Source organism: Lentzea sp. NPDC036955, from assembly GCF_055608005.1.
The window spans coordinates 750,684-775,233 of the sequence record NZ_JBVJRC010000001.1 but is presented as its reverse complement, the minus strand read 5'-3'; the positions used below and the strand labels follow the sequence as shown (position 1 = coordinate 775,233).

Sequence of the window (24,550 nt, the reverse complement as noted above, 5' to 3'; positions counted from 1 at the left end):
CCGAAGATGTCTGTGCAAGCGGCCAACACCGGCCTGCTCCACCCGAACCTGGCCGTCACCGAGTTCCTCGACCACGACAGCGACGTCGTCCGCGACTTCGTGCACGGGGTGCTGCCCGGCGGTGGCGAGGGCATGACCGACGTCGAACGGGCCTGCGCCCTCTACTACGCGGTGCGCGACGGCATCCACTACGAGGTCTACGGCGCCGACCTGACCCGTGACGGCCTCAAGGCGAGCGCGATCATCCAGCGCGGCACGGGTTTCTGCGTCCACAAGTCCATCGTGTACGCCGCTGCCGTGCGGTCCGTGGGCATCCCGAGCCGCCTCTACTACGGCGACGTGCGCAACCACCTCGCGTCACCGCAGCTGGAAGAGCTGATGGGCGGCAACGTCTTCACCTACCACAGCCTCGCCACCGTCTTCCTCGACGGCAGGTGGGTGCGTGCCACCCCGGTGTTCAACAAGATGCTGTGCAAGCTGTACCGGATCAAGCCGCTGGAGTTCGACGGCCGCACCGACAGCATGTACCACCCGTACGACGAGAACGGCCGCCGGCACATGGAGTTCCTGCGCGAGCACGGCGAGTTCGACGACTTCCCGTACGACGTGGTGGTCGACGGCATCCGGGCCAACCACCCGAAGCTGTTCGCCTCCCGGCACACGACCGCGCGCGGCTCGCTGGTCGCCGACGCGGCCGCTCAAGGGGACCGGTCATGACAGCGCCCCCGGTGGTCCTGCCCCGGCAGCGCGCCGCCCACGACCCCCGGCTGCGCTCCACAGTGGACCTGGAGCTGGTGGTGCCCGCGTTCAACGAGGCAGGCCGGTTGCCCGCTACGCTCGCCGTGCTGACCGAGTTCCTGGCGGACCGGCCGTGGCGGTCGCGGGTCGTGGTGGTGGACAACGGCAGCACCGACGGCACCGCCACCGCCGTCGCCGGTCATCCCGACGTGGTGGTCATCGGCTGTGCCCGCCCCGGCAAGGGCGCGGCCGTGCGCCGCGGCCTGGAGAGCAGCACGTCCCGGTTCGTCGGTTTCCTCGACGCGGACCTGTCCACCCCGGTGCGGACGCTGACCCGCGCGGTGGCGGAGCTGGAAGCGGGCGCGGCGGCGGCGATCGGGTCCCGGCACGCTCCCGGTGCCGAGCTGGTGATCCCGCAGCCGTTGAGCCGCAGGGTCGGCGGCGCGGTGTTCCGCGCGCTGGCCCGCCGCCTGGTGCCCGAGGTGCACGACACCCAGTGCGGGTTCAAGCTCTTCGAACGGGTGGCCGTGCAGCGGGCGCTGGCGGGGTGCCAGGTCGACGGGTTCGCGTTCGACGTGGAGCTGCTGCGGCGCATCCGGCTGGCCGGGGGGCGCATCGCCGAGGTGCCCGTGGCCTGGACCGACGACCAGCGGTCCACCTTCCGCCCCCTGCACGACGGCCGTGCGGCGTTCGCGGACCTGGTGCGCCTGTACCGGGCGAAGGCGGCGCTATGAGCACCCGGCGACAGGTGCTCGTGGTGTCCGGCTACGACCCGGCGGCGGAGGGCGAGCGGTACGTGCGCGAGGTCGTGCGGCGCTGGGCCGCCGGCGGAACGCGGGTCACGCTGGCGGTGACCGGCACGCCCGCCCACGAGGCCGTCACGGGGGTGGCGGTCCGGCGCTTCGCGCGGCCGGCCTCGCTGGTGGTGTGGGTGCTGCGGCACGCACACCGCTTCGACGCGGTGGTGGACGCGACCGACGGCGCGGTGGCCACGGCGTGGCTGGCCGGGCGCGGGCGCATCCCCGTCGTGCGGCTGGAGCCGGGGTCGCACCGCGGTGGGCGCAAGCGGCTGCCGGTGCCGGTGCGCCTGGCGCGGTGGGCCGGCGACCGTCGCACAACGGTCGTGCTGTCCCCGTCGGCGCGCCACGAACTGCGGTGCCGCGTGGGTCTGCGCGGCCCCGTGCTCGTCGCACCGCCCGGTGCCGCGCCCGCGACCGGCAGCGGTGAGCGCGCCGACCACCCCGTGGTGGTGGCGCCCGCGCCCGAACGTCACCTGGACGCGCTGCTGCGGGGTCTTCCGCTCGTGCTGGCGCAGCACCCGCGGCTGCGGGTGGAGGTCCTCGGCGACGGGCCGGAACTGCCCAGGTTGGTGCGCATCGCGCACGACTTCGACGTCGCGCACGCGGTCGAGTTCCGCGGCCGGGTGTCCGCCGACGAGCGGGTGGCGGCGCTGCGCCGGGCGTGGCTGTTCGTCTCCGCGGCGGCCGGCGAACTGCCCGCGCAGGCGGTTCTGCAGGCCGCCGCCCACGGCGTGCCGTGCGTGGCACTCGACGCCGTCGGCGCCCGTGACTTCGTGCGGGTCGGCGAGGTCGTCGGCTCGCCGGACGACCTCGCCCCCGCCGTCGCACGTCACCTCGCCCCGCAGGCGGACCCGCGGCACGCGCAGGAGCTCGCCCGGCGCTGCCGCGACTGGGCCGGCGGCTTCCGGTGGGACCGCACCGCCGGGCTGCTGGCCGCCGCGGTGGAGCACGAGGTGCGCGCGACCCGCCGCGACGGTCCACGCCGCCGTGCCCGGTTCGACATCGCCACCGTGGTGCGGCTGCCGGCGGGTGCCCGCGTGCCCGCGGGCGCGCTGCGCGTGACCGACGAGGTCGTCGAGGCCGGTGGGTCGGTCAGCCTCCTGCTCAACGGCTGCGACGAGTTCGACGCGGTCGGCGTCCTGGACCGCCTCGGGATCGAGGGAGCGCGCGTGCGGCTGGCCACCCACGACGACCTGATGCTCGGCCCCCGCCCAGATGCTCCGCCCCCGGCCACCGAACCCACGAGGAAGGTCGACGACCGTGTCCACTCGCGCTGACACCAGGACCAGGGTGCTCACCTGGTCCGCGGTTGCCATCACAGCGTTCGCCCTGGCGTTGACCGCCCAGGTCCTCTACACCCGTGACGCGCACTGGGGTGTGCGCTACATGGCCGACCTGTGGGTCTACATCGCCAGCGGGCAGGCGGTGCGCGACGGCCAGTCCCTGTACGACGTGGTGATCATGTCACCCCTGTACGGGCCGATGCCGTACCTGTACCCGCCGCTGACCGCCGTGCTGTTCTTCGTCCCCTTGACCTTCCTGTCGTTCGGCACCGCCGGGCTGCTGTGGAACGCCGCGACGCTGATCGCGCTGGGCGCGATCGTGTGGATCACCCTCGGTGTCGCCGACGTCCGCGCCCCCAGGACGCGCCTGGTGCTGACCGTCGTCGGCCTCGCCCTGGTGTTCTGCCTGCTGCCGACCCGCATCCACCTGATCTTCGGCCAGATCAACGCGTTCCTGGTGCTGCTGGTGCTGCTGGACTTCCGCCGCGACGCGGGCCGGTGGCGCGGCGTGGGCATCGGCGTGGCGGCCGGGCTGAAGGTGACGCCGCTGATCTTCATCGCCTACCTGCTGGTCACCGGCCAGTGGAAGGCGGCGCGGACGGCGGTGCTGGCGTTCGCGGGCACGGTCGCGGCGGGTTTCGCGGTGGCACCGGCCGACTCCCTGGAGTACTGGGGCGGCCTGGTGTTCCAGTCGTCGCGGGCGGGCGCCGTGTTCAGCACCCCCAACCAGTCCCTGGCCGCGGCCATGGCCAGGGTGTCGCACAGCGAGGTGTTCGCCGGCTGGTGGATCGTCGTGCTGGCCCTGGTCGGTGTGCTGGGACTCGCGGTGGCCAGGTACGTCCACCACCGGGGCTCCGACTTCCTGGGCTTCTGCGCCGCGGCGCTCACCGGGCTGCTGGTGTCGCCGGTGAGCTGGGAGCACCACTGGGTGTACGTGGTCCCCCTGCTGGTGTGGCTGGTGGTGCGGGCCTGGCAACGGCGCTCGGCCGGCCTGTCCGCCGTGGCCGTGCTGCTCGTGGCGGTGTTCACGCTGCGGGTGTTCTGGTGGGTGGGCGTGCCGGAGTTCCCGGCGAAGCCGATGGACATGACCGCGGGCCAGCAGCTGGCCTCCTCGATGATGCCGGTCGCCGCACTGCTGCTGCTCCTGCTCGGACCGCTGTGGGTCCGCCGGGAGTTCCGCGCTGCCTCGCGGGTGCGGTTGGGCAGCGGGGCCGGGGAACGCCGCGCGGGACGGCCGGCACCGGTCGGTGTTGGGGCCGGCCCGGTCAGCGAACCGGAGGTGCGGTCGTCCTGATCTCGCGCCGGTGGCCGGGGCCGTTGCGGCCAGGAGGCGCGACGGTTCGCAGGGTGATTTTGCCGTCGTGACGATCAAGAGGGTTCTCGCAGGTCAGATACTGCGAGGACCCTCTTTCGATCCAGCTGCGCGCCCCGGCGTGGTCCGTTACCCTCTGCTCGCGTTGAGCAAGAGGTGACCCCGGGGGAAACATGATCGATCCTGAGCAGCTGCTCAGCCAGGGTGTCGCCGGCGCCATGCTGACGGACGCGGGAGCCGGCGCGAAGATCGTCGACAACCGGGGCTGGAAGGACTGGCGCGAGCTGAAAGCTGACCAGGAGGAAGAGGAGCGGGGCGGGTGAACACCCTTCGGCGCGTTCTCGTCGCCCTGGTCGTTCCGCTGCTGGGCTACCTGCTCGGTGCCACGATCTTCAACCACTTCTGGAACCAGGTGGAACCAGGCGATCTGGCGAAAGCCGATCTGGTGGCCACGGCGAAGTCCTGCGAACGCCGCGGCCCGGTGGCGTTGCGGGGGTTCGGCTTCTACTACGAGTGCCGGGCCGACGTCCGAGTCAGGTCCAGTGGGGAGATGTACACGTCAACCGTGACGGGGTGGCTCACGCCCGAGGACATCGGCGAGCAGTACGCCGTCCACACCGTGCGGCACGGCAGGCCTCTGCAGCCGGACGTGCGGTCGGAGGGGCAGGTCTTCCTGGGCTGGCTGTGCACCTTCGGCTTCGCGATCGCGTTCCTCTTCTTGAACGTCTGGATCGCACGTCACGTGTGGCCCGATGCTCCTCGGCGCAAGCGCCGCATGCCGATCAGGTACGAGCCGCCTCAGCCGTGAGCAGTCACGTCGGGTCAATCAGGACCCGACGTGACTGAGCAGCTGCCGGGGTGACCGGCCAGACCCGGCCGGTGCTGGAACCGCTCCCACCACCGGCCCGCACGGACGGTCGCCGAGGTGCGGCGGCACGGTCGGTGGAGGTGCGGATGCCGCCAAGCCTTACCCTGATCAGCTTGAACAGGTCCGAGGGAGAAGCGATGGACATCCGTCACCGGAACAACGTCACGGTCACCGGCGCGACCGGCGGCCCGACCGTGGTGCTGGCGCACGGCTTCGGCTGCGACCAGAACATGTGGCGGCTGATCGTCCCCGCGCTGTCGCAGCGGTACCGGGTGGTGTTGTTCGACTACGTGGGGTCGGGCGGCTCGGACCTGTCGGCGTGGAGCACCGAGCGGTATTCGAGCCTGGAGGGGTACGCCCAGGACGTCGTGGACGTCTGCGACGAGCTCGAGATCGAGCAGGCGGTGCTGGTGGGGCATTCGGTCAGCGCCATGGTCGGGGTGCTGGCCGCGCGGATGGCGCCGCGGCGGATCGGGTCGCTGGTGATGGTGGCGCCCTCGCCCTGCTACATCGACGACGCCGGCTACCGCGGTGGGTTCACCGCCGAGGACATCGACGAGCTGCTGGTCTCGCTGGAGTCGAACTACCTGGGCTGGTCCTCGGCGATGGCGCCGGTGATCATGGGCAACCCGGAGCGGCCGGAGCTCGGGCAGGAGCTCACCAACAGCTTCTGCGCCACCGACCCCGACATCGCCAGGGTGTTCGCCCGCACCACGTTCCTGACCGACAGCCGTGCCGACCTGGCCGGTGTCGCGGTGCCCACGCTGGTGCTGGAGTGCGCTGAGGACGTCATCGCGCCCCGTGAGGTCGGTGCGTTCGTCCACGCCGCCATCCCGTCCTCGCGCCTGGTCACCCTCGACGCCACCGGGCACTGCCCGCAGCTGAGCGCGCCCGAGGCCACCGCAGAGGCGATCCTGGACTTCCTCGGGACCCGCCCGTGATGTGCCGCGCGGACGGCGCGTCCGCCGAGGACGCGCCGGAGCCCGCCCACACCGGGAGCGGTGTGGACCCGGGTCAGACCGGCAGCACGGACGCGGCGTTCACCGCTCTGCTGGAGGACAGCGCGGAGGACCTGTACGACGCGGCGCCCTGCGGCTACCTGTCCACGATGATGGACGGCACCATCGCGAAGATCAACGCCACGTTGCTGGACTGGCTGGGCCTGACCCGTGAGGACGTGGTCGGCCGGAAGCGGTTCGCCGACCTGCTCACCGTCGGCGGCAAGCTGTACCACGAGACGCACTTCGCGCCGTTGCTGCGCATGCAGGGCGAGCTGCGGGGCATCGCCCTGGAGATGAAGGCGTCCGGTGGCAGGCGGTTGCCGGTGCTGGTCTCGTCGACGCTCAAGCGCGGTGACGGGGGAGAGCCGCTGCTGATCCGCACCACGGTGTTCGACGCCTCCGACCGCCGGGCCTACGAAGAGGAGCTCCTGCGTCGCCGGCAGGAAGCCGAACGGGCCTACGCTGCGGCCGAGCAGGCCCGGCTGCAGGCCGAGGCCGACCGGGAACGACTGGCCGCGACGCTGGCGGTGCTGCAGCAGACCCTGCTGCCGCCGTCACTGCCGGCGGTGCCCGGCGTGGAGCTGGCCGGGCACTACCACACCGCTTCTCCCGACCAGCTCGGCGGAGACTTCTACGACGTCTTCCCGCTGACGGACGACACGTGGGGTTTCTTCCTGGGCGACGTGTGCGGCAAGGGTGTCGAGGCCGCGGCGCTGACCTCGCTGAGCCGCTACACCCTGCGGGCCGCCGCGCACCACGACCCCGACGACCCCGTCGCGGTGCTCAGCGCCCTCAACACGGCCCTGCTGCACGACCCGAGCGTGGGCATCCGGTTCTGCACCGTCCTGTACGGCACCCTCCGCCCGGCCCACGACGGTGGCGTGACCGTGCGGCTGGCAGGCGGCGGGCATCCTCCGGCGTTCCACCTCTCGGCAGGTGACGACGGCGGTGGCGACAGGGGGGTGCGGCCGGTCGAGCTGCCGGGAGCGATGCTGGTCGGCGCGCTGTCCGGTGCGCGTTTCGTCACGACCACCGTCGACCTCGAACCGGGTCAGGCCCTGCTGCTCTACACCGACGGCCTGACCGAGGCCCGGGACGCCGACGACCAGTTGCTCGACACCGAGGGTGTCGCCGCGATGCTGGCGGCGCGCACCGGCCCCTGCACCGCGGCTGCTGTCGTGGCCGACACCGTCGCCTTCCTCGCCGGACTGCCCAACGGCACCGATGACGACGTCGCTCTGCTCGCCCTCGGTGCCCCCGGTGCCGGCGCGGCGACCGCCGGGTCGTCCACCGCCGCCGTGCCGGTCACCGCGTCCGAGCCGAACCAGGTGCCGATCGGGAGCACCGACCGTCCATGACCAGAGCTTTCCGCCTCGAAGTGCGGCACGCCGGTGCCGGCCACGCCCTGATCGCCGTCAGCGGCGAACTCGACCCGCTCACCGCACCCCGCCTCCGCGAGCGAGGTCTGTCCCTGCTCGCTGAGGGAACTCCGCACCTGCTGCTCGACATGTCGGAAGTCGACTTCTGCGACTCGTCGGGCCTGAGCGTCGTCATCGCGCTGTGGGCACAGGCGAACGCCAGTGGCGGCAGCCTGGCGCTGGCCGCCGTTCCGGACCGCCTCAGCCGCCTGCTGCGCATGACGGCAACCGACACCCTCATCCCCGTCCGGCACGCCGACGACTTCGGCAGGTCTGAGCCGGAACCGAGCTGACGCCTCAGTTCTGCGCCGCGCGGCAGCTCAGCTCCGCCCACACGACCTTGCTCGTCGTGGTCACGACGCATCCCCACCCGCGGGACAGCTGCGTCACCAGGAGCAAGCCGCGGCCCCGGTCCTCGCCCAGCCGGGAGGAGCCAAGCCGGGGGAGGGTCGTCAGGTCGCCGTCCTCGACGTCGATGTGCAGTGTGGAGTCCGGCAGCTGGCACACGCGCAAGCCGATCGGCGGCCGACCGTGGTCGTAGGCGTTGCTGACCAGCTCCGTGACGAGCAGCTCGGCGTCCTCCACGCAGTCGGTTTCCAGGTGCGACAGTGCCTTCCGCAACGAGCGCCGCAGCTCGCCCAGCGGCGGTGTCGCGACTCCCGGCAGGTCCACGTCCAAGATCAGCTCTGGATGCCCGTCGGAAGCGCCTGTCATGGGTTCTCCCGGGAGGTGCGGTGTGCACGGGCGTCCCTCCGGTGTACCCGATCGGGGCACGTCAAAATCACCGCTGTCAGGTCGCCGGGAGACCGGGGCGCGACACCCGGCGACGGCTGCGACGCCGCACGCCTCGGTGCACGCCCGGCCGGCTCAGGTGCCGTGGCGCACCGCCACCACCGCGATGTCGTCGGTCGCCGGCTGGTCGCCGACCATCGTGGCCATGGCCTGTGCGCACGCCGCTTCCGGGTCGACCGCGGAGATGACGCGGCACAGCCGCTCCAGGCCGTCGTCGAGGTCCTCACCCCGGCGTTCGACGAGACCGTCGGTGTAGAAGATCATCAAGGCTCCCGGCGGCACCTCGACGTCGATGCTGCGCCGGCCTGTGCTCCCGAGGTCGAACCCGATGGGCGGGCCGATGTGGGCGGGCAGGAAGCAGGTCTCGTGACCGGGCGTCGCGAGGAGCGGAGGCAGGTGGCCGGCCACGGCGATGCGCATGTGGTCGGTCGCCGTGTCGATGACGGCGTAGGCGACGGTGGCCATGGTGCCGGTCTCGAAGTGGCTGGCTTTGCGGTCGAGCTTGCCGAGCACGTCCGCGGGGTCGGGGTAGTCCATCGCATAGGCGCGCAACGCGCTCCTGAGCCGCCCCATCACGACGGCGGCCCGCAGCCCGTTGCCGGCGACGTCGCCGATCACCACGCCGATGCGCGCGCCGGACAGCTCGAACACGTCGTACCAGTCGCCGCTGACACCGCTGTCCGTGCCGGGGACGTAGCGGGCCGCCAGCTCCCAGCCCTCGGTGCTCGGCAGCCTCGACGGCAGCAGGCTCTCCTGCAGCATCGCGGCCGCGGCGCGTTCGGAGCGGGTCCGGTCCACGTAGACCCCGACGGCGAGCCGGTCGGCCACCAGCTGCAGCGCCTCGACCTCCTCGCCGGTGAACCGGCGGGGCGTGGTGCTGCCGACGTGCACGACCCCGGTCAGCTCGCCCTCGGCGATCATCGGCACGCCCAGCAGCGCCCGCAGCCCGTGCTCCCACAGCAGCGGGTTGACCACCGTCGACTCGTCGACGCGGTGGAGCTGAACAGGTTCCCGGCGCTGCGCCACGGTGCCGGCGAAACCCTTGCCGACCGGCACGCGCACCCCCTGGAACACTTCCTCCTCGAAGCCGGACGTGGCCCTGGCGACCAGCTGCGTGCCGCTGCGGTCCACCAGCAGGACGGTGACGGTGTCGACGGCGAGCAGCTCACGGGTGCGCTCCAGCAGGACCTCCATGAGCTTGCCGAGGTCGAGCTGCTTGAGAGGCGGGTCCGTGACCGCGTTGAGCGCCCGCAGCCGGATCAGCGGAACTCCGACCTCTGCCATCGTGCCTCCCATCGAGGCGGGTGCCTGCGCGACATTATGTCGTGCGGTCACCGCCTTTTCACGGCCGGCCGCGCCTGTGACCAGCCGAACGGTCCACGAGCACGGCCCGCGGGCGTCACCGCCGGGCTCACGGTGACCGCTTGAGCTGCGGTCGTCCGGTTCGTTGGGCAGCATGGCTGCATGACCCAGCGCAGTTCCACGCCAGCGCAAGGCGCTTCTCCGCTGACCGCCGACGCGAACGCGACAGCTCACCGCTTCGTCGACGTCGGGGGAATGCAGGTCTTCTACCGCGAAGCAGGCCCGAGTGACGCGCCTGTGCTGTTGCTCCCGCACGGCTATCCGTGTTCGTCGTACCAGTACCGGCGGCTCATGCCGGCACTGGCGGACCGGTGGCGCCTGGTGGCCCCGGACTACCCCGGCTTCGGCCTGAGCGACACGCCACCGGCTGATTCCTTCGGCTTCGACTTCGACGCTTACGCGGGCTTCCTCGAAGCCTTCTGCGATGAGCTGGGCCTTGACCGGTATGCCCTGTACCTGCACGACTACGGTTCGCAGATCGGCCTGCGGCTGGCCATCCGGCGTCCTGACCGCGTGACCGCCCTCATCATCCAGAACGGCGACATCTACGAGGACACGCTCGGACCCAAGTACGAGCAACTCCGGGAGTACTGGCGCGATCCGTCGGACAGCAACCGCGCGGCGCTCGAAGAAGCGGTGTGCGAAGAGGGTTTCCGCGACGAGTTCGTCGGCGAGGTTCCTGCTGACCAGGCCGCGCGGATACCACCGGAACTGTGGAAGCTCCACTGGCCGTTGATGAACACGCCGCAGCGGCGGGACATCATGCGGAAGCTGATGGAGGGCTTGAAGGACAACCTTGAATGGTTTCCGCGTTATCAGGCCTATTTGCGCGAACACCAGCCGCGGACGCTCATCGTCTGGGGGCCGAAGGACGGCTACATGCCCGAGGAATCCGCACGCGCCTACCTGCGCGACATCCCGGAGGCGGAGCTGGTGCTCACGGACGGCGGCCATTGGCTGCTCGAGACGCATTTCGAGCAGGCCGTCCCGGTGATCCGCCGCTTCCTGTGCCGTCTCGACGCGGTGTGACGGGGGACCGTTTCCGCGCGTGCGGGTCGGTGTCCGGTCACAGCTCGGCGCGGTGCCGCACCTCGTCGATCGTGGTCACCACCAGGCTGGTGGGCGCGACGGTGCGGATACGGCGCCGCGGTTGGTGAGAAAGGTACTCGTCGTGAGCAAATCACACGTACTGGATCAGGGGGTATCGCTGTCCGTGACCACCGCTCTCACTGTGTGGTGCATGATCAGGACTGCCGTCGGGCACCACGGCGCGTGAAGGCGGTGGTGATGACGGCCGGTCGCGTGGTGATCAGCTCGCTGACCACCACGCGACCGGGAGGATCAGATGCCGCAGCTCGGTGCGGACCAGAAGCGGCTCGACTTGTGCGCGACGTGCACGTGGTCGTTGTGGCCGGTGTAGCCGGGGCCGAGGATCTCGTTGAAGCCGTGGTTGCGGGCCTGCTTGGCGAGGGCGCAGAAGCCCTGCGGGCCGGCGCCGAGGTCCACGGCGTCGCCGTAGAGGTGGCGGCTGCCCGAGGCGCCGCCGACGGCGTTGTTGCAGGAGACGCTGCGGAAGCCGCCGTTCACGTCGATGGGGCGGTCGCCCATGGCGTGGCGCATGGCCTGCAGCTTCCACATGGAGACCAGGGCGTTGGCCTTGGCGGTGGCCGCGGAGACGTTGCCGCCGGCCCAGGTGGAGTTGCAGTTGTTGAGCTCGTCGTAGGTGAAGTTGACCGGCGTGCAGTCGTTGTCCTGCAGGGCGTAGATCTTCGAGAAGGTGGCCGCGCCGGCGATGCCGTCGGCGCCGAGGCCGTAGGCCTGCTGGAAGCGGGTGACGGCGGCCTTGGTGGCGGGACCGAACTGGCCGTCGATGCCGAGCACGGCGCCGTAGCCGGGGTAGCCGGCGACCCTGATCTGCAGCTGGCGGACGTCCTCGCCCGACGCGCCCTGCGACAGGGTGCGGTTCCAGGTGTAGCAGGCGTCGGCCGCCTCCACGGGGGCCGCGGCCGCGACGGCGGGGGTGACGGCGCCGAGGAGCAGTGCGAGCAGCGGTAAGACCAAACGGAGTTTCATGGCAAGCGCTACCTTTCGATCACAGGGAGTGCAGCCTGTCGAGGGCCTGTCCGGTTTGTCAACGACCAACGAAGTGAACTCTTAGTTGGGTCAGGAGGAACCGCCGGACGGGCGGCAGCGCGTGCCGACGGGTGGGGGCGCTGTGCCGGGACCGCGCAAAGGCTCCACTGTGGAGGGCTGTCCCCCGTGCGAGCTACCTGCGGATGTCCACTGCGTGGTGACGATTTGCGGGGCTCGGGTCCCTAGCGTTCCCGGTAGTCGCGGCACGACGGCCGCGGACGGCTGGTGAGGGACGGGACATGCGACTGTTGGTGCAGTTCGGGGCGGTGGCGCTGGTCGCTTTCGCCGGGAGCGCGGTGGTCGGGCTGGCGGGGTGGAACACGCCGTTGACGCTGGTGCTCGGGCTGGTGGCGGCCGGGGTGGCGCTGTGGGTGTACGCGCTGGTGGTGCGGCGGACCGAACACCGGGTGGCGGACGAGGTCGCGCTCGCCGGGTCGGCGGGGGCGCTGGGCAGGGGAGTGGCGATCGGGCTCGGGATGTTCGGGGCGGTCATCCTGAACATCGCCCTGCTCGGCGGGTACGAGGTGCGCGGGTTCGGGTCCGCGTCGGGTGCGGTGGCGCTGCTGGGGTTCACGGCGGTCGCGGTGGTCGTGGAGGAGCTGCTGTTCCGCGGGGTGCTGTTCCGCATCGTCGAGCAGCGGCTCGGGACGTGGCTCTCGCTGGTGCTGACCGGGGTGGTGTTCGGGGCGGCGCACCTGTTCAACGAGCACGCCACCGTGTGGGGTGCGGTGGCCATCGCCGTGGAGGCCGGGTTCATGCTGGCCGCGGTCTACGCCGCCACGCGCACCCTGTGGGTGCCGATCGGGGTGCACTTCGGCTGGAACTACGCGCAGGGCGGCATCTTCAGCACCAGCGTCTCCGGCACGGACGCGCCGAAGGGGCTGCTGGACGGCGTCACGTCCGGGCCGTACCTGCTCAGCGGCGGTGACTTCGGGCCGGAGGCGAGTGCGTACTCGGTGCTGGGCGGGGTCGTGGTGACCGTCGTGTTCCTGTGGCTCGCGAAGCGGCGCGGGAACCTCGTGCCCCGTCGCCAGCGCGCGGTCACCGCGACTACGCTCGCCGCGTGATCAGCCTCCGCCGGGTCCCGGACCTGTGGCGCCGCTGGGACGTCACGGTCAGGGACGCCCCGCTGGCACTGGCGCTGGTGCTCGCCTCCTTCGTGCCCGCGCTGCACAACCGCGGCACGCACCTGGGTGACCTGCCGACCCGGCCGATGGACGCGCTGGCGCTGGTCGTGATCGCGGTGGAGTGCCTGCCGCTGGTCGTGCGCAGGCGGTGGCCGGTCATCTGCCTCGCGCTGGTGTGCGTGGGATTCGCCGCCGACCAGCTCCTCGGCTACCACGCCGTCGCCGGCACGGCGCTGCCGATCGCGCTGCTGAGCACCGGGCTGCACCTGCGCCGGTTCCGGCGCACCACAGCGGTTCTGGTGTCGGTGGCGTACGTGCCGCTGGCGGTCGCGCTCGACCGGGACGGGTCGCAGGAGGGCGTCGCCGGATTCGTCACGTTCTACCTGGCGCTCGCCCTGGCGTGGGGGATCGGGGCGTGGCTGCGGCTGGCGCAGGACGCGGAGGAGGAACGGCGGCGGCACGTCGCCGCCGAGACGCGGGTCGCGGAACGCACGCGGATCGCGCGCGAGCTGCACGACGTGGTGACCCACCACGTGACGGCGATGGTGGTGCAGGCGGAGGCGGCGCGGTACCTGACCGCCGCCCCCGAGCGGCTGGAGCAGGCGCTGACCGCGATCACGGACACCGGCCGCCGGTCGATCGCGGACCTGCGGCAGCTGCTGGAGCTGCTGAACCCGGACCACGGCGGGGACGTGCGGGCGCCGTCGGTGGGCGACCTGGGCGCGCTCGTCGAGCAGACCCGGCAGGCCGGGCAGCCGGTGGAGTTCGTCGAGGAGGGCGCACCGGTGGCGGGCAGCGCGAAGGTGGTGGCGTACCGGGTGGTGCAGGAGGCGTTGACCAACGCCCTGAAGCACGCGCACGGCAACCGGACGACGGTGCACGTGCGGCACGGTGAGAGCGAGGTCGTGGTGGAGGTCGGAACGGACGGCGCGGGGCCGGCCGCCGCGGCACCGGGTGGCAGCGGGCGGGGGCTCGCCGGGCTGCGGGACCGGGTCGGCGTGCTCGGCGGCGAGTTCAGCGCGGGCCGCAGGGACGGCGGTTTCGTGGTGACCGCACGGATTCCGGCGGTGGTCCGCCCGTGACGCGCGTGCTGGTCTGCGACGACCAGGCGTTGATCCGCACCGGGTTCGCGACGATCATCGACGCGCAGCCCGACCTCGAGGTGGTCGGCGAGTGCGGGGACGGGCGGGCCGCGGTCGACCTGACCGCGCGGCTGAACCCGGACGTGGTCGTGATGGACGTCCGGATGCCCGTGCTCGACGGCATCGAGGCGACCCGGCTGCTCGCGGGCGCCGGCGTGGCCAGCCCGGCCAGGGTGCTGGTGGTGACGACGTTCAACCTCGACGAGTACGTCTACGAGGCGCTGCGGGCCGGCGCCAGCGGGTTCCTGCTCAAGGACGCCCCGCCGGCGCAGCTGCTGCACGGCATCCGCACGGTCGCGGCCGGTGCGGCGCTGCTCGCGCCCGAGGTGACCCGCCAGCTCGTCGGCCGCTACGCCGAACGGATCCGGCCGGTCGGCGGGCCCCGGGAGGTCCCGCTGACCGCGCGTGAGCTCGAGGTGCTGCGGCTGATCGCGGACGGCCTGTCGAACAGCGAGATCGCCGGCGCGCTGGTGATCAGCCACGAGACGGTCAAGACGTACGTGTCGCGCATCCTCACCAAGCTCGACCTCCGCGACCGGGTGCAGGCCGTGGTCTACGCGTTCCGGCACGGCCTGGTGGCGTAGCGCCTTTCCCGGGTGACTTTTCCACCGCCATGACCTGCACCGAGTCCGCTAATCACTGATCATCACGTAGTGTTTCCTTGTGATTTCGCAGAGTCATCGGTACGGTAAATGCTCTGGGAGCGCTCCCAATCCGCCGCCGCTGTTGATCGACCACCGGTTAATGGAGGCTCATACATGCGTACGCGCAGCACCTCCGGTTCCGTCACCCGACGGCGGGGCGCCATCGTGCTCATCGGCGTGCTGATCAGCACGTTCCTGTGGGCCCCGTCGGCTCAGGCGCACGGAACCATCATCAGTCCGGCCACTCGCGCCTACCAGTGCTGGCAGGCGTGGGGCAGCCAGCACACCAACCCCGCGATGCAGCAGCAGGACCCCATGTGCTGGCAGGCCTTCCAGGCCAACGCCGACACCATGTGGAACTGGATGAGCGCGCTGCGGGACGGGCTCGGAGGCAACTTCCAGGGCGCCACCCCGAACGGGCAACTGTGCAGCAACGGGTTGGCACGCAACAACTCGCTGAACGTGCCCGGCCGCTGGCGGACCACCAACGTGAGCAGCAACTTCACGATGCACCTGTACGACCAGGCGAGCCACGGCGCCGACTACTTCCGCGTCTACGTGAGCAAGAACGGGTTCGACCCGACCACGCAGAGCCTGGGTTGGGGCAACCTCGACTTCATCACGCAGACCGGCCGGTTCGCCCCGGCGAAGGACATCAAGTTCAACGTCTCGACCTCCGGCTACCGGGGTCACCACGTCGTCTTCACCATCTGGCAGGCGTCCCACCTCGACCAGGCCTACATGTGGTGCAGTGACGTGAACTTCGGCTAGTCCGCAGCAGCGGGAGTGGAGGGGCCCGGCCCGGCGCGCGGTGCACGCCGGGGCCGCATCCGGGCCTTCCTCCGCCACCGCGCCGCTCAGCCGTTCGAGCAGCTGGAACCGTTGAGGGAGAACGAGGACGCCGCGGCGGCGTCACCGCTGTGGGTGGCCTGGAATCCGATCTCGACGGACCCGTTCGGTGCGATCACGGCGTTGTGGCTCACGTTGCGCGCCGTGACCTGGCCGCTCGTCGGCGAGTAGCCGGCGTTCCAGCCGCCGGCGATGTTCTGACCACCGGGCAGCGTGAAGGCGAGCGACCAGCCGTTGACCGCGGTGGTCCCGGTGTTGGTGATGGTGATCCGCTCGGTCAGGCCGTTGTTCCAGGCGGTGACGCTCGCCTTGACGGCACACGGTCCCGGCACCGGCGGGTTCGGGTCGCTGCCACCGGTGATGCCGAAGAACTCCAGCGCGACCGCGGCCATGCCGGCCGACGGCAGGCTGTGTCCCGCGCCCTGGATGCTGTACGCCTCGACCTTGTCCGAGAACCTGCTGCGGTTCCAGCCCGGTCGCGGCGTGTCGGTGGACGTCGGCGTCTGGCTCAGGCCGAACACGTTGGTCCACTGGTCGACCTCCTCCTGCAGCAACGAGTACGGCACGAGGTTGTCGGCGGTTCCGTGCCACAGCTGCATCTTCGGCCGCGGGCCGGTGTAGCCGGGGTAGGCCTGGCGGACGGCGTCACCCCACTGCTGCGGCGTGCGGTTCATGGTGCCGTTGGTGCACTTGCCGCCGGGCGGGTAGTCCGCGGCGTTGGCGAAGCAGTTGAACGGGACGCCCATGAACGCCGCGCCCGCCTTGAAGACGTCCGGGTACACCGCGAGCATGTGGTTGGTCATCATGCCGCCCGACGACGAACCGGTCGCGAACACCCGGTTCGGGTCCCCGCCGTAGCGCTGCTGGACGTAGGTCACCATCGACACGATCGACACCGGGTCGCTGCCGCCGCCGCGCCGCTTCGCCGCGTCCGACCAGGTGTCGAAGCACTTGCCGAACCCGGCTTCCTGCTGCGCGCTCGGGTAGATCACGACGTAGCCGTACCGGTCGGCGAGCGAGGCGAACTCGCTGCCGGAGTAGAAACCGGGACCCGAGCCGCCACAGCCGTGCATCGCGACGACGATCGCCGGTTTGGCCGGCCGGTTGTCCGGCACGTAGACGTGCATGCGCATCCCGCCGGGGTTGGCGCCGAAACCGGTCACCTCCACCAGCGACGCGGCGGACGCCGGGGACGCGAGCAGGAGCGCGGCTGTGGCGATCAGGGCGCTGACGAGCGCTGTGAACGTGGTGGCACGTGTGGTCATCGTCGACCTCCGGTCAGAGATTCGGGATCTCCCAGGAGGTTCCCGAAGGTATTCAGATCGGTGACGGTCGTCAAGATTGTGACCAACGAATGCGGTACGTCGTTCGACGAACAAGTCCGATGTGGACGGTGTGGTGCTCAAGGGGTCGGACCGCTCCAGGAGTCGTGCCCCGGATCACGCGTGCCGGCGCGGCACCCACACGACCAGGTTCGCGAACAGCGCCCCGAGGACCACGACCCCGAGCATGCCGCCCACCACCCAGTGCGCCTGGTCGTTGTCGGCCAGCGCGGCGCTGACGACCCGGCCGTCGCGCAGGTCGTAACGGACCGTCACGCGGTCGCCGGGGTTGCGGGCCGGGCCGTTCTCCGACAGCGTCGCGACCTGCCTCGTGCCGTCGGGCAACGGGTACTCGACCTTGACCGAGACGCTCTTGCCCGACTTCAGCCGTTCCTGGACGGTGCCCTCCGAGCCGGCCCACGACCGCTGCTCGGTCGCGGACTGGACGAGCAGCACCAGGCCCAGGACCGCACCGGCCAGCACGAGCCCGGACACCGCCCGGGCCGTGATCGACTTCTTCGCCACGACGCCTCCTTCCTCCACAAGATCGCCGGAGCGGCCCCGGACGTGACAGGCGGTCAGCGGTGCTCGCGGAACGGGTCGAGGCCTACCGCCCCGCGCTGACCGGCGAGCAGGCCGGGGTCGTCATCGACGTGCTCACCCGGACCGTGCTCAGCCACGCCGTGCAGCCCACCGGCGGCCCGGCGGCCACGGTCGACGGCCTGGCCTGGATGGCGTCGCGGGTGCTCGCCGAGCCCGCGCGCAAGCCGTTGCGCCACGGCTGACCGAACCGGACGGGCCCCGCGCACCGAACCACCACGGGACGGCAGCGGAGGAGGAACCGGTGAGCGGACTGCCCGGCGTGCTCGACAGCGCGATGGACCGGCTCGTGGTCCCCGGCTACTCGCGGTGGGGTTACCGGCTGCGCCGCGCCGGCTGGCCCGCGACCGACCCCGAACCCGGTGCGCTGCGCGGCGGGCTCGCCGTCGTGACCGGTGCGGGGACGGGACTGGGCAAGGCCACCGCGCTCGGGCTCGCCCGCCTCGGCGCCGCGGTCGTGCTCGTGGTGCGCGACGAGGTCAAGGGCAGGGCCGCGCGGGACGAGATCATCGCCGCCGTTCCCGGCGCCGTGGTCTTCGTGCGGCTGTGCGACGTGTCGAGCCTGGCCTCGGTGCGCCGGTTCGCGAGCGACCTGCTGGGCGAGTTCGACCGCGTGGACGTGCTGGTGCACAACGCCGGGACCATGCCGGCGAAGCGCGCCACCAGCGTCGACGGCCACGAGCTGACGCTCGCCACGCACGTCCTCGGGCCGTTGCTGCTGACCGAGCTGCTCCGCTCGCTGCTGGTGTCCTCACCGGACGCGCGGGTCGTGTTCGTGTCCTCCGGCGGCATGTACACCCAGCGGCTGCGCGCGGGTGACCCCGAGTACCGCGACGGCGAGTACCGCGGCGCCACCGCGTACGCCCGGACCAAGCGGATGCAGGTCGCGCTCGTCCCCGTGCTGGCCGAGCGGTACCGGGCCGGCGGCATCGGCGTGCACGGCATGCACCCCGGCTGGGCCGACACACCGGGGGTTGCGAGCTCGCTGCCCGGTTTCCACCGGCTGACCCGGCCGTTGCTGCGCACCGCGGAGGAGGGTGCGGACACCGTCGTGTGGCTGGCCGCGACCAGCCCGGTCCCGCGCACCGGCCGGTTCTGGCACGACCGGCGCGAGCGGACCACGCACTACCTGCCGACCACGGCCGAACGGCGTGCCGACATCGCCGCGTTCTGGGCCTACTGCACGAACGCCGCCGGCCTCGTGCCGTGACGGCTCACCGGACCCCGGCCGGGCCGTTGCTCCCGCCGAGGTCGTCGCGCCGGCGTGGCACCGGACCCCGGCGCGGTCACGACCTGACCGCGCCTCGGGTGCGTCGGCGACAGTTCCAGCACGACCTGCGCGCGTCGGCCCCCTTGCGTGCGAGCCTGTCCACGACCTCGTCGAAGTACCGCGTGATCGCAGCCCGGAAGCCGGGGTGTGCCGCCGGGCGCTCTCAGCCCCGCGCCCGTGCGACGAAGTCGCGGTACCAGTGGAAGCTGGCGCGCGGGGTCCGCTGCTGGGTCGCGTAGTCGACGTGGACCAGGCCGAACCGGTGCTTGTAGCCGTGCGCCCACTCGAAGTTGTCGAGCAGCGACCAGCAGAAGTAGCCGCGCAGGTCCACGCCGGCGGCCAGTGCCGCGGCGATGTGGCCCTCCAGGAACGCGATCCGGTCGGTGTCCTGGAGGTCCTCGGTGTCCGGGTAGACGCAGCCGTTCTCCGTCACGTAGATCGGCGGCAGCTGCGGGTGCCGGGCGCTGAGGTCGCTCAGCGCGGTCGTGATCCCGACCGGTTCGACCGGCCAGCCCATGCCGGTGCGCGGCACGTCCGGCAGCCGGGTCGTGTCGACGCCGATGTCGTGCGCGGTGCGCTTGGCCGGGTCGGGCTCGCGGTGCGGTGCGTCGGCGACGTGCAGCCGGTAGTAGTAGTTCAGGCCCACGTAGTCCAGCGGCTGCCCGATGACCGCCAGGTCGCCGTCGTGGCGGAACGAGAAGTCCGTGAGCTCGCCGTACATCGACGTCATCTCCTCGGGATAGGTGCCGCCGAAGAGCGGGTCGGTGAACTGGCGGCGCAGCAGCACGTCCTGCCGGGTGGCCGCGGCCACGTCGGCGGGCGAGTCGCTCACCGGCACGGTCGGCGACTGGTTGAGGACGATGCCGAACTCCTGGCCGGGCACGCCGTTGGTGCGCATGGCCTCCACCGCCAGACCGTGCCCCACCAGCAGGTGGTGGGCGGCGGCGAGGGCGCCGTGGCCCTCGCGGGCACCAGGTGCGTGCCGGCCCTCCGCGTAGCCCACGACCGACGAGCAGTACGGCTCGTTCAGCGTGGTCCACTTGCTGACGACGTCCGCGAGCGCGTCGTGCACGATCGCCGAGTAGTCGGCGAACCGCAGGGCCGTGTCGCGGACCCGCCAGCCGCCGCGGTCCTCCAGCGCCTGCGGCAGGTCCCAGTGGTAGAGCGTGACGAACGGCTCGATGCCATTGTCCCGCAACGTGTCCACGAGCCTGCGGTAGAAGTCGAGGCCGCGCTGCTCGACGCGGCCGCGGCCCTCGGGCAGGATTCGCGACCACGACACCGAGAAGCGGTACGCGTCGACGCCGAGGTCGACGAGCAGGCGGACGTCCTCTGCCCACCGGTGGTAGTGGTCGGCGGCCACGTCACCGGTGTCACCGTTCGCGACGGCACCGGGTACCGCGGCGAAGGTGTCCCAGATGGACGGACCACGGCCGTCGAGGGCCGCCGCTCCCTCGATCTGGTAGGCCGAGGTCGCCACGCCCCAGCGGAAGCCGGCCGGAAAGTTCACTGCTTGTCTCCTCTGCGAGGGGTCAGCCCTTGACGGCGCCCGACATGATGCCGCCGACGATCTGGCGGCCGAACAACAGGAACACGGCCAGCACGGGGACCGTGCCGATCGTGGCGGCGGTCAGCACGAGCGTGTAGTCCGTGGTGTAGCCACTGGCCAAGGTGGACAGCGCGGTCTGCACCGTCGGGTTCTCCGGCACCAGCACCACCAGCGGCCAGAAGAAGTCGTTCCACGCCTGCATGAACGTGAACAGCCCCAGCACCGCCGCCGCCGGGCGGGCCGCGGGCAGCGCGACGTGCCAGAACAGCCGCAGCGAGTGGCAGCCGTCCATCCGGCCGGCCTCCAGCAGCTCGTTCGGGATCGCGCGCTCGAAGTACTGGCGCATGAAGAACACGCCGAACGCGGTCACCAGGCCCGGCACGATCACCGCGTGGATCTCGCCCGCCCAGCCGAACTCGGCCATCATCATGTAGAGCGGGATGATGCCGAGCTCGGTCGGGATCGCCTGGGTGGCGATGATGAGCAGCAGCAACACGTTGCGGCCGCGGAACTTCAGCTTGGCGAACGCGAACCCGGCCAGCGTGGAGAACAGCACCACCGACACCGTGACCGTGCCGGCGACGATGATCGAGTTCATCAGCGCCAGCGCGAAGTCGGTGGTGTCGAAGACGCGGGCGATGTTCTCGAAGAGGTGGCCGCCGGGCACCAGGACCGGGGGCACGCTGTCGATCGCGTCCGGTGTCTGCGAGGACACCACGAACGACCAGTACACGGGGAAGGCCGACCCGGCGAGCACGGCGATCAGCGCGGCGTAGGTCCAGGGACCGGCCACGCGCCGGGCCAGCCGGCGGGCCCGCGCCGACGGCCCGGTGGGGCGCGCCGGTGCGGGACGCTCCAGCACAGCGGTCATGGGGTCACTCCGTCCGGATCCGCTTGGTCACCAGGTAACCGATCCCGGCGACGATGATCGTGGCGATGGCCAGCACGACCGCGATCGCCGAGCTGTAGCCGAAGTCGTAGTTCGTGAAACCCTGCTCGTACAGGTACAGCGCCGCGGTCTGGAACTGCCGGTCCGAGCCGCCGGTCGCGGCCGCCGCACCGGGGTTGAACAGCAGCGGCTCGGCGAGCAGGCGCATGTTGCCGGTGGTCGCGATGATCGTCGAGAAGATGATCTGCGGCCGCAGCAGCGGCACCGTGATCCGCCAGAACTGCTGCCGGCCGCTCGCGCCGTCCAGCGTGGCCGCCTCGTACAGCGACGACGGGATCGCCTGCATCGACGCCAGGAAGATCAGCGCGTGGTAGCCGGTCCACCGCCACACCACCATCACCGCGATCGCGATGTGCGAGGTGGCGGTGCCCGCCTGCCAGTCGACCTGACCGGCGCCCAGCAGCCCCAGCACCCAGTTGACCAGGCCGAAGTCCCGGCCGAACAGCTGCGCGAAGATGATCGTCACCGCCGCCACCGAGGTGATGTTCGGCAGGATCACGCCCATCCGGAACAGCGTGCGGGTGCGGACCTTGCGGTTGAGCAGCTGGGCGATGAACAACGCGAACAGGATCTGCGGCACGGTCGTGAGCAGCCACAGGCTGAGCGTGTTGCCCATGGAGTTCCAGAAGTACGGGTCGGCGAGCAGCTTGCCGTAGTTGTCGAACCAGACGACGTACGCGCCGCCCTCGTCGAGCAGGTTGCGGTGCTGCATCGACACCCAGACGGTGTAGAGCAGGGGGAACAGCCCGAAGACACCGAAGATCAGGAAGTACGGCGCCACGTACCCGTAGGGCGCGAACTTCGTGTCCCACCGGTGCCTTCTGGCCGTCCGGTCCATCGAGGTCATGGGTCAGCCCGTCACTTCTGGACGTCGCCGACGAACTGGCGCCAGGACTCCTCGCCGTTCTGCTTGCCCTGCTCGACGCGTTGCATCGCGTTGCCGATGGCGGTCTGGATGTCACCGGCCTTCGGGCCCTGGTACTGCGGGTTCAGCTTCTTCGCGGCGTCGGTGAAGAGCTTGCCGATCGGCGCGTCGTTGAAGTACGGGTTCTTGAAGTCGACGATCGACGGGTCGTCGTAGAGCTTCGGGATCGACGGCAGCAGCCCGGCGCTCTTGAACACCTTCGCCTGCTGCTCGGGCGCGGTCAGCCACGCGGCCAGCTCGACGGCCTTGTCGACGTTCTTGCCCGACTTCGGCACCGTGAGGTACGAGCCGCCCCAGTTGCCGCCACCGCCGGGAACGGACGTGACGTCCCACTTGCCCGCGGCCTCGGGACCGGCCTGGTCCTTGATCTTGGCCATCTGCCACGCGGGGCAGGTCACGGTCGCGAACTGGCCCTGCTTGAACCCGGTGTTCCAGACGGGGGTGGAGAAGAGCAGCTTCGAGGACAGACCCGAGTTCACGCCGTCGACGACGAGGTCCCAGGCGTCCTTGATTTCTTTGTTCTCACCCACGACGATCTTGTCGGACTTGTCGTAGTAGCCCACCGACGCCTGGCCGACGATCGCGTTGAGCACGGTCGGCCCGCCGTCGAACCACTTCACGCCCTCAGGCGCCTTCTCCTGGAACCTCTTGCCCGCGGCCATGAAGTCCTGCCAGGTCGGCCACAGCGCGGCGACCTGGTCGCGGTCGGCGGGAAGCCCGGCGTTCTGCAGCAGGTCGCGGCGGTAGCAGATCGCGAGGCCGCCGACGTCGGTGCCGTAGCCGATCTGCTTGCCGTCCTTGGACAGCGAGCCCTCCCACTTCCACGGCAGCCAGCGGTCCTTCAGCTGGTCACCGCCCTTGGTGTTGAGGTCGACGAACTTGTCCGGCGTGGCCTTGAACTGGTTGATGTAACCCGTGTCCACGGCCTCGATGTCCGCGGTGCCACTGCTGGTGGCGAGGTGCGCGGCGAGGTTCTTGTGGTGGTCGGAGTAGGACGCCGTCCGGTCGGTGATCTCCACGTCCGGGTGCGCTGCCGCGTACTCCTTGAGCAGCTCGGCGTAACCGAAGTTGCCGAACAACCCGATGGACAGCTTGGTCTTGCCACCGCCCGCGGTGCTGCTGCCGCAACCGCTGAGCACCACGGCGGTCGCCAGCACGGCACAGCCGAGGGCGAGTGCTTTGGGGCGCATGTACAGGCCTCCGTCGAATTTTGGGCGCGCTGAAGAGAAAAGTGGTTCCGGTGCGGATGGGCCGACGATTGAGCGGAACTGCCGGCCGAAGAGGTGTGGCGCCTATGACAACGGGGTTACGCGGTGTACGTCAAGTAACGAGATGATAAACAGATCAACTCCCGCACCCGTTTGACTAGGAGAAGTGCTGCTCGTACGGTGATGTAACCGCTTACGGTGAAACGGAGGCCGACGATGCCGACCGGGCGTGAGATCGCCCAGCTCTGCGGTGTGTCCGTGGCGACGGTGTCGCGCGTCTTCAACCAGCCGGGAACGGTCAACGAGGACACGCGTGAACGCGTGCTGCGGGTCGCGAAGGAGCTCGGGTACCAGCCCAACGAGTCCGCGCGGGCGTTGTCGACGAAGCAGTCCACGATGATCGGGCTGGTCTGGGACACCGACCACCGCAGGCCCGGCTGGCGGCACCCGTACCTGCAGGACCTGCTGATCGGGCTGAAGTCGGCGCTCAGCGCGCACGGCTACCACCTGCTGATGCTCGCGACCAGCGGTGACGCCCGCGAGGTCGGCGCGTCGCTCGCGGACCCGGTGGGCTACGTGAACATGACCCGCCGCCACCACCTCGGCGGGCTGGTCCTGATCGACAGCGGGTCCGACGCCGAGGCGTTCGCCGCCTTCGCGCAGTCGGGTGTTCCGTGCGTGGCGCTGGACGTGGCCGTCGACGGTCCCAGGGCGACCTACGTGACGTCGGACAACGCGGGTGGCGCGCGGATGGCGACCGGTCACCTCGCCGGGCTCGGCCACACCCGGATCGCCACGATCACCGGTCCGCCCGGCAACCAGCCCTCGCGGGACCGGGTCGCGGGCTACCGCACGGCGTTGCAGGACGCCGGTCTGCCGGCGCGCGACGAGTACGTGGTCGCCGGCGACTTCTACCGCACCAGCGGAACGGTTGCGATGCAACGACTTCTGGCGCTCGACGACCCGCCGACGGCGGTGTTCGCGGCCAGTGACGAGATGGCGGTCGGCGCTCTGCTCGCCGCCCGCGCCGCCGGTCTGCGGGTGCCGCACGACCTGGCGATCGTCGGGTTCGACGACATCGAGGTCGCCGCGCTGGTCGAACCGGCGCTGACGACGGTCGCCCAGGACAAGCCGGGGTTCGGCGTCGCGGCGGCCAAGGCGATCCTCGCGATGATCACCGGCTCCGGCCGGGAGGACCCCGTGGTGCTGCCGACCCGCCTGGTGGTCAGGGAGTCCTGCGGTTCCTGAGGTCGTGCCC

General features: G+C 71.1%; 26 protein-coding genes. 17 read left to right on the top strand and 9 right to left on the bottom strand.

What is annotated here, in order from left to right:
* The first annotated feature begins 6 nt into the window (after positions 1 to 6).
* From ACZ7CF_RS03720 to ACZ7CF_RS03680, 9 genes are all read left to right on the top strand, one after another.
* The gene (locus tag ACZ7CF_RS03720; protein ID WP_360402102.1) at positions 7 to 717 is read left to right on the top strand and encodes a transglutaminase-like domain-containing protein; all 711 of its coding nucleotides are present in this window, start codon (positions 7 to 9) and stop codon (positions 715 to 717) included.
* Positions 714 to 1,472 carry a glycosyltransferase gene (locus ACZ7CF_RS03715; RefSeq protein ID WP_360402099.1) on the top strand — a complete coding sequence of 253 codons (759 nt, stop codon included), beginning with the start codon at positions 714 to 716 and terminating at the stop codon, positions 1,470 to 1,472. The genes ACZ7CF_RS03720 and ACZ7CF_RS03715 overlap by 4 nt, the downstream gene beginning before the upstream one ends.
* A complete protein-coding gene (locus ACZ7CF_RS03710) occupies positions 1,469 to 2,815 on the top strand; it encodes a glycosyltransferase family 4 protein (protein ID WP_470368723.1) in 1,347 nt (448 codons plus the stop codon). Before ACZ7CF_RS03715 ends, ACZ7CF_RS03710 begins: the two co-directional genes overlap by 4 nt.
* Entirely contained in the window at positions 2,799 to 4,115 is a 1,317-nt protein-coding gene (locus ACZ7CF_RS03705) for a glycosyltransferase 87 family protein (RefSeq protein WP_470368722.1), read from the top strand. Before ACZ7CF_RS03710 ends, ACZ7CF_RS03705 begins: the two co-directional genes overlap by 17 nt.
* A gap of 191 nt (positions 4,116 to 4,306) precedes the next feature.
* Positions 4,307 to 4,456 (top strand): hypothetical protein, encoded by a 150-nt coding sequence (locus tag ACZ7CF_RS03700; RefSeq protein ID WP_470368721.1) that lies wholly within the window; start codon positions 4,307 to 4,309, stop codon positions 4,454 to 4,456.
* Positions 4,453 to 4,941: a DUF6346 domain-containing protein gene (locus tag ACZ7CF_RS03695; RefSeq protein WP_470368720.1), complete on the top strand. Its 489-nt coding sequence runs from the start codon at positions 4,453 to 4,455 to the stop codon at positions 4,939 to 4,941. The genes ACZ7CF_RS03700 and ACZ7CF_RS03695 overlap by 4 nt, the downstream gene beginning before the upstream one ends.
* Before the next feature lie 197 nt (positions 4,942 to 5,138).
* Positions 5,139 to 5,942 carry an alpha/beta fold hydrolase gene (locus ACZ7CF_RS03690; protein WP_360402050.1) on the top strand — a complete coding sequence of 268 codons (804 nt, stop codon included), beginning with the start codon at positions 5,139 to 5,141 and terminating at the stop codon, positions 5,940 to 5,942.
* The gene (locus ACZ7CF_RS03685) at positions 5,942 to 7,360 is read left to right on the top strand and encodes a PP2C family protein-serine/threonine phosphatase (protein ID WP_470368895.1); all 1,419 of its coding nucleotides are present in this window, start codon (positions 5,942 to 5,944) and stop codon (positions 7,358 to 7,360) included. Before ACZ7CF_RS03690 ends, ACZ7CF_RS03685 begins: the two co-directional genes overlap by 1 nt.
* Complete coding sequence (locus ACZ7CF_RS03680) at positions 7,357 to 7,713, top strand: STAS domain-containing protein (protein ID WP_360402047.1); 357 nt, start codon at positions 7,357 to 7,359, stop codon at positions 7,711 to 7,713. The genes ACZ7CF_RS03685 and ACZ7CF_RS03680 overlap by 4 nt, the downstream gene beginning before the upstream one ends.
* Positions 7,714 to 7,717: 4 nt before the next feature.
* Here the strand turns inward: ACZ7CF_RS03680 and ACZ7CF_RS03675 are convergent, their stop codons facing one another.
* Both ACZ7CF_RS03675 and ACZ7CF_RS03670 read right to left on the bottom strand, forming a co-directional pair.
* Complete coding sequence (locus ACZ7CF_RS03675) at positions 7,718 to 8,134, bottom strand: ATP-binding protein (RefSeq protein WP_470368719.1); 417 nt, start codon at positions 8,132 to 8,134, stop codon at positions 7,718 to 7,720.
* A 153-nt stretch (positions 8,135 to 8,287) separates the two neighbouring features.
* Positions 8,288 to 9,496 carry a PP2C family protein-serine/threonine phosphatase gene (locus tag ACZ7CF_RS03670; RefSeq protein WP_470368718.1) on the bottom strand — a complete coding sequence of 403 codons (1,209 nt, stop codon included), beginning with the start codon at positions 9,494 to 9,496 and terminating at the stop codon, positions 8,288 to 8,290.
* Positions 9,497 to 9,676: 180 nt separating this feature from the next.
* On the opposite strand from ACZ7CF_RS03670, the gene ACZ7CF_RS03665 reads away from it, so the two are divergent.
* Positions 9,677 to 10,603 carry an alpha/beta fold hydrolase gene (locus tag ACZ7CF_RS03665; protein ID WP_360402038.1) on the top strand — a complete coding sequence of 309 codons (927 nt, stop codon included), beginning with the start codon at positions 9,677 to 9,679 and terminating at the stop codon, positions 10,601 to 10,603.
* 312 nt (positions 10,604 to 10,915) lie between these two features.
* On the opposite strand, the gene ACZ7CF_RS03660 is transcribed toward ACZ7CF_RS03665, so the two are convergent.
* Positions 10,916 to 11,647 carry a D-Ala-D-Ala carboxypeptidase family metallohydrolase gene (locus ACZ7CF_RS03660; protein ID WP_360402035.1) on the bottom strand — a complete coding sequence of 244 codons (732 nt, stop codon included), beginning with the start codon at positions 11,645 to 11,647 and terminating at the stop codon, positions 10,916 to 10,918.
* 299 nt (positions 11,648 to 11,946) lie between these two features.
* Between ACZ7CF_RS03660 and ACZ7CF_RS03655 the strand changes: the two genes are divergently transcribed.
* From ACZ7CF_RS03655 to ACZ7CF_RS03640, 4 genes are all read left to right on the top strand, one after another.
* Positions 11,947 to 12,774, top strand: a complete 828-nt coding sequence (locus ACZ7CF_RS03655; protein WP_470368717.1) for a lysostaphin resistance A-like protein — start codon at positions 11,947 to 11,949, stop codon at positions 12,772 to 12,774.
* Positions 12,771 to 13,916 carry a sensor histidine kinase gene (locus ACZ7CF_RS03650; RefSeq protein ID WP_360402029.1) on the top strand — a complete coding sequence of 382 codons (1,146 nt, stop codon included), beginning with the start codon at positions 12,771 to 12,773 and terminating at the stop codon, positions 13,914 to 13,916. Before ACZ7CF_RS03655 ends, ACZ7CF_RS03650 begins: the two co-directional genes overlap by 4 nt.
* The gene (locus ACZ7CF_RS03645) at positions 13,913 to 14,560 is read left to right on the top strand and encodes a response regulator (RefSeq protein WP_470368716.1); all 648 of its coding nucleotides are present in this window, start codon (positions 13,913 to 13,915) and stop codon (positions 14,558 to 14,560) included. The genes ACZ7CF_RS03650 and ACZ7CF_RS03645 overlap by 4 nt, the downstream gene beginning before the upstream one ends.
* 174 nt (positions 14,561 to 14,734) lie before the next feature.
* Positions 14,735 to 15,391 (top strand): lytic polysaccharide monooxygenase auxiliary activity family 9 protein, encoded by a 657-nt coding sequence (locus ACZ7CF_RS03640; protein WP_360402023.1) that lies wholly within the window; start codon positions 14,735 to 14,737, stop codon positions 15,389 to 15,391.
* A gap of 86 nt (positions 15,392 to 15,477) precedes the next feature.
* Here the strand turns inward: ACZ7CF_RS03640 and ACZ7CF_RS03635 are convergent, their stop codons facing one another.
* Positions 15,478 to 16,734: an extracellular catalytic domain type 1 short-chain-length polyhydroxyalkanoate depolymerase gene (locus ACZ7CF_RS03635; RefSeq protein WP_458433505.1), complete on the bottom strand. Its 1,257-nt coding sequence runs from the start codon at positions 16,732 to 16,734 to the stop codon at positions 15,478 to 15,480.
* Positions 16,735 to 16,908: 174 nt separating this feature from the next.
* Positions 16,909 to 17,316 (bottom strand): DUF3592 domain-containing protein, encoded by a 408-nt coding sequence (locus tag ACZ7CF_RS03630; protein WP_360402017.1) that lies wholly within the window; start codon positions 17,314 to 17,316, stop codon positions 16,909 to 16,911.
* A gap of 59 nt (positions 17,317 to 17,375) precedes the next feature.
* On the opposite strand from ACZ7CF_RS03630, the gene ACZ7CF_RS03625 reads away from it, so the two are divergent.
* Together ACZ7CF_RS03625 and ACZ7CF_RS03620 are read left to right on the top strand one after the other, a co-directional pair.
* On the top strand, positions 17,376 to 17,576 hold the full coding sequence (locus ACZ7CF_RS03625) for a hypothetical protein (RefSeq protein WP_360402014.1): 201 nt from the start codon (positions 17,376 to 17,378) through the stop codon (positions 17,574 to 17,576).
* A gap of 59 nt (positions 17,577 to 17,635) precedes the next feature.
* On the top strand, positions 17,636 to 18,601 hold the full coding sequence (locus tag ACZ7CF_RS03620; protein WP_470368715.1) for an SDR family NAD(P)-dependent oxidoreductase: 966 nt from the start codon (positions 17,636 to 17,638) through the stop codon (positions 18,599 to 18,601).
* Between the two features lie 223 nt (positions 18,602 to 18,824).
* Here the strand turns inward: ACZ7CF_RS03620 and ACZ7CF_RS03615 are convergent, their stop codons facing one another.
* Genes ACZ7CF_RS03615 through ACZ7CF_RS03600 form a run of 4 tightly spaced genes read right to left on the bottom strand, consistent with a single transcriptional unit; the run spans position 18,825 to position 23,274 of the window.
* Entirely contained in the window at positions 18,825 to 20,171 is a 1,347-nt protein-coding gene (locus ACZ7CF_RS03615; RefSeq protein WP_470368714.1) for a GH1 family beta-glucosidase, read from the bottom strand.
* Between the two features lie 22 nt (positions 20,172 to 20,193).
* Positions 20,194 to 21,081: a carbohydrate ABC transporter permease gene (locus ACZ7CF_RS03610; protein WP_360402005.1), complete on the bottom strand. Its 888-nt coding sequence runs from the start codon at positions 21,079 to 21,081 to the stop codon at positions 20,194 to 20,196.
* Between the two features lie 4 nt (positions 21,082 to 21,085).
* Entirely contained in the window at positions 21,086 to 22,006 is a 921-nt protein-coding gene (locus ACZ7CF_RS03605; protein ID WP_360402002.1) for a carbohydrate ABC transporter permease, read from the bottom strand.
* Positions 22,007 to 22,017: 11 nt separating this feature from the next.
* On the bottom strand, positions 22,018 to 23,274 hold the full coding sequence (locus ACZ7CF_RS03600) for an ABC transporter substrate-binding protein (protein WP_360401999.1): 1,257 nt from the start codon (positions 23,272 to 23,274) through the stop codon (positions 22,018 to 22,020).
* A 234-nt stretch (positions 23,275 to 23,508) separates the two neighbouring features.
* On the opposite strand from ACZ7CF_RS03600, the gene ACZ7CF_RS03595 reads away from it, so the two are divergent.
* Positions 23,509 to 24,540, top strand: a complete 1,032-nt coding sequence (locus ACZ7CF_RS03595; RefSeq protein WP_360401996.1) for a LacI family DNA-binding transcriptional regulator — start codon at positions 23,509 to 23,511, stop codon at positions 24,538 to 24,540.
* The last annotated feature ends 10 nt before the right edge of the window (positions 24,541 to 24,550 follow it).

What these genes read in the sequence shown, in the direction of transcription:
- ACZ7CF_RS03720 (WP_360402102.1), top strand. Translation starts at nt 7, where the DNA reads ATGTCTGTGCAAGCGGCCAACACCGGCCTGCTCCACCCGAACCTGGCC.
- ACZ7CF_RS03715 (WP_360402099.1), top strand. Translation starts at nt 714, where the DNA reads ATGACAGCGCCCCCGGTGGTCCTGCCCCGGCAGCGCGCCGCCCACGAC.
- ACZ7CF_RS03710 (WP_470368723.1), top strand. Translation starts at nt 1,469, where the DNA reads ATGAGCACCCGGCGACAGGTGCTCGTGGTGTCCGGCTACGACCCGGCG.
- ACZ7CF_RS03700 (WP_470368721.1), top strand. Translation starts at nt 4,307, where the DNA reads ATGATCGATCCTGAGCAGCTGCTCAGCCAGGGTGTCGCCGGCGCCATG.
- ACZ7CF_RS03690 (WP_360402050.1), top strand. Translation starts at nt 5,139, where the DNA reads ATGGACATCCGTCACCGGAACAACGTCACGGTCACCGGCGCGACCGGC.
- ACZ7CF_RS03685 (WP_470368895.1), top strand. Translation starts at nt 5,942, where the DNA reads ATGTGCCGCGCGGACGGCGCGTCCGCCGAGGACGCGCCGGAGCCCGCC.
- ACZ7CF_RS03680 (WP_360402047.1), top strand. Translation starts at nt 7,357, where the DNA reads ATGACCAGAGCTTTCCGCCTCGAAGTGCGGCACGCCGGTGCCGGCCAC.
- ACZ7CF_RS03675 (WP_470368719.1), bottom strand. Translation starts at nt 8,134, where the DNA reads ATGACAGGCGCTTCCGACGGGCATCCAGAGCTGATCTTGGACGTGGAC.
- ACZ7CF_RS03670 (WP_470368718.1), bottom strand. Translation starts at nt 9,496, where the DNA reads ATGGCAGAGGTCGGAGTTCCGCTGATCCGGCTGCGGGCGCTCAACGCG.
- ACZ7CF_RS03665 (WP_360402038.1), top strand. Translation starts at nt 9,677, where the DNA reads ATGACCCAGCGCAGTTCCACGCCAGCGCAAGGCGCTTCTCCGCTGACC.
- ACZ7CF_RS03660 (WP_360402035.1), bottom strand. Translation starts at nt 11,647, where the DNA reads ATGAAACTCCGTTTGGTCTTACCGCTGCTCGCACTGCTCCTCGGCGCC.
- ACZ7CF_RS03655 (WP_470368717.1), top strand. Translation starts at nt 11,947, where the DNA reads ATGCGACTGTTGGTGCAGTTCGGGGCGGTGGCGCTGGTCGCTTTCGCC.
- ACZ7CF_RS03640 (WP_360402023.1), top strand. Translation starts at nt 14,735, where the DNA reads ATGCGTACGCGCAGCACCTCCGGTTCCGTCACCCGACGGCGGGGCGCC.
- ACZ7CF_RS03635 (WP_458433505.1), bottom strand. Translation starts at nt 16,734, where the DNA reads ATGACCACACGTGCCACCACGTTCACAGCGCTCGTCAGCGCCCTGATC.
- ACZ7CF_RS03610 (WP_360402005.1), bottom strand. Translation starts at nt 21,081, where the DNA reads ATGACCGCTGTGCTGGAGCGTCCCGCACCGGCGCGCCCCACCGGGCCG.
- ACZ7CF_RS03605 (WP_360402002.1), bottom strand. Translation starts at nt 22,006, where the DNA reads ATGACCTCGATGGACCGGACGGCCAGAAGGCACCGGTGGGACACGAAG.
- ACZ7CF_RS03600 (WP_360401999.1), bottom strand. Translation starts at nt 23,274, where the DNA reads ATGCGCCCCAAAGCACTCGCCCTCGGCTGTGCCGTGCTGGCGACCGCC.
- ACZ7CF_RS03595 (WP_360401996.1), top strand. Translation starts at nt 23,509, where the DNA reads ATGCCGACCGGGCGTGAGATCGCCCAGCTCTGCGGTGTGTCCGTGGCG.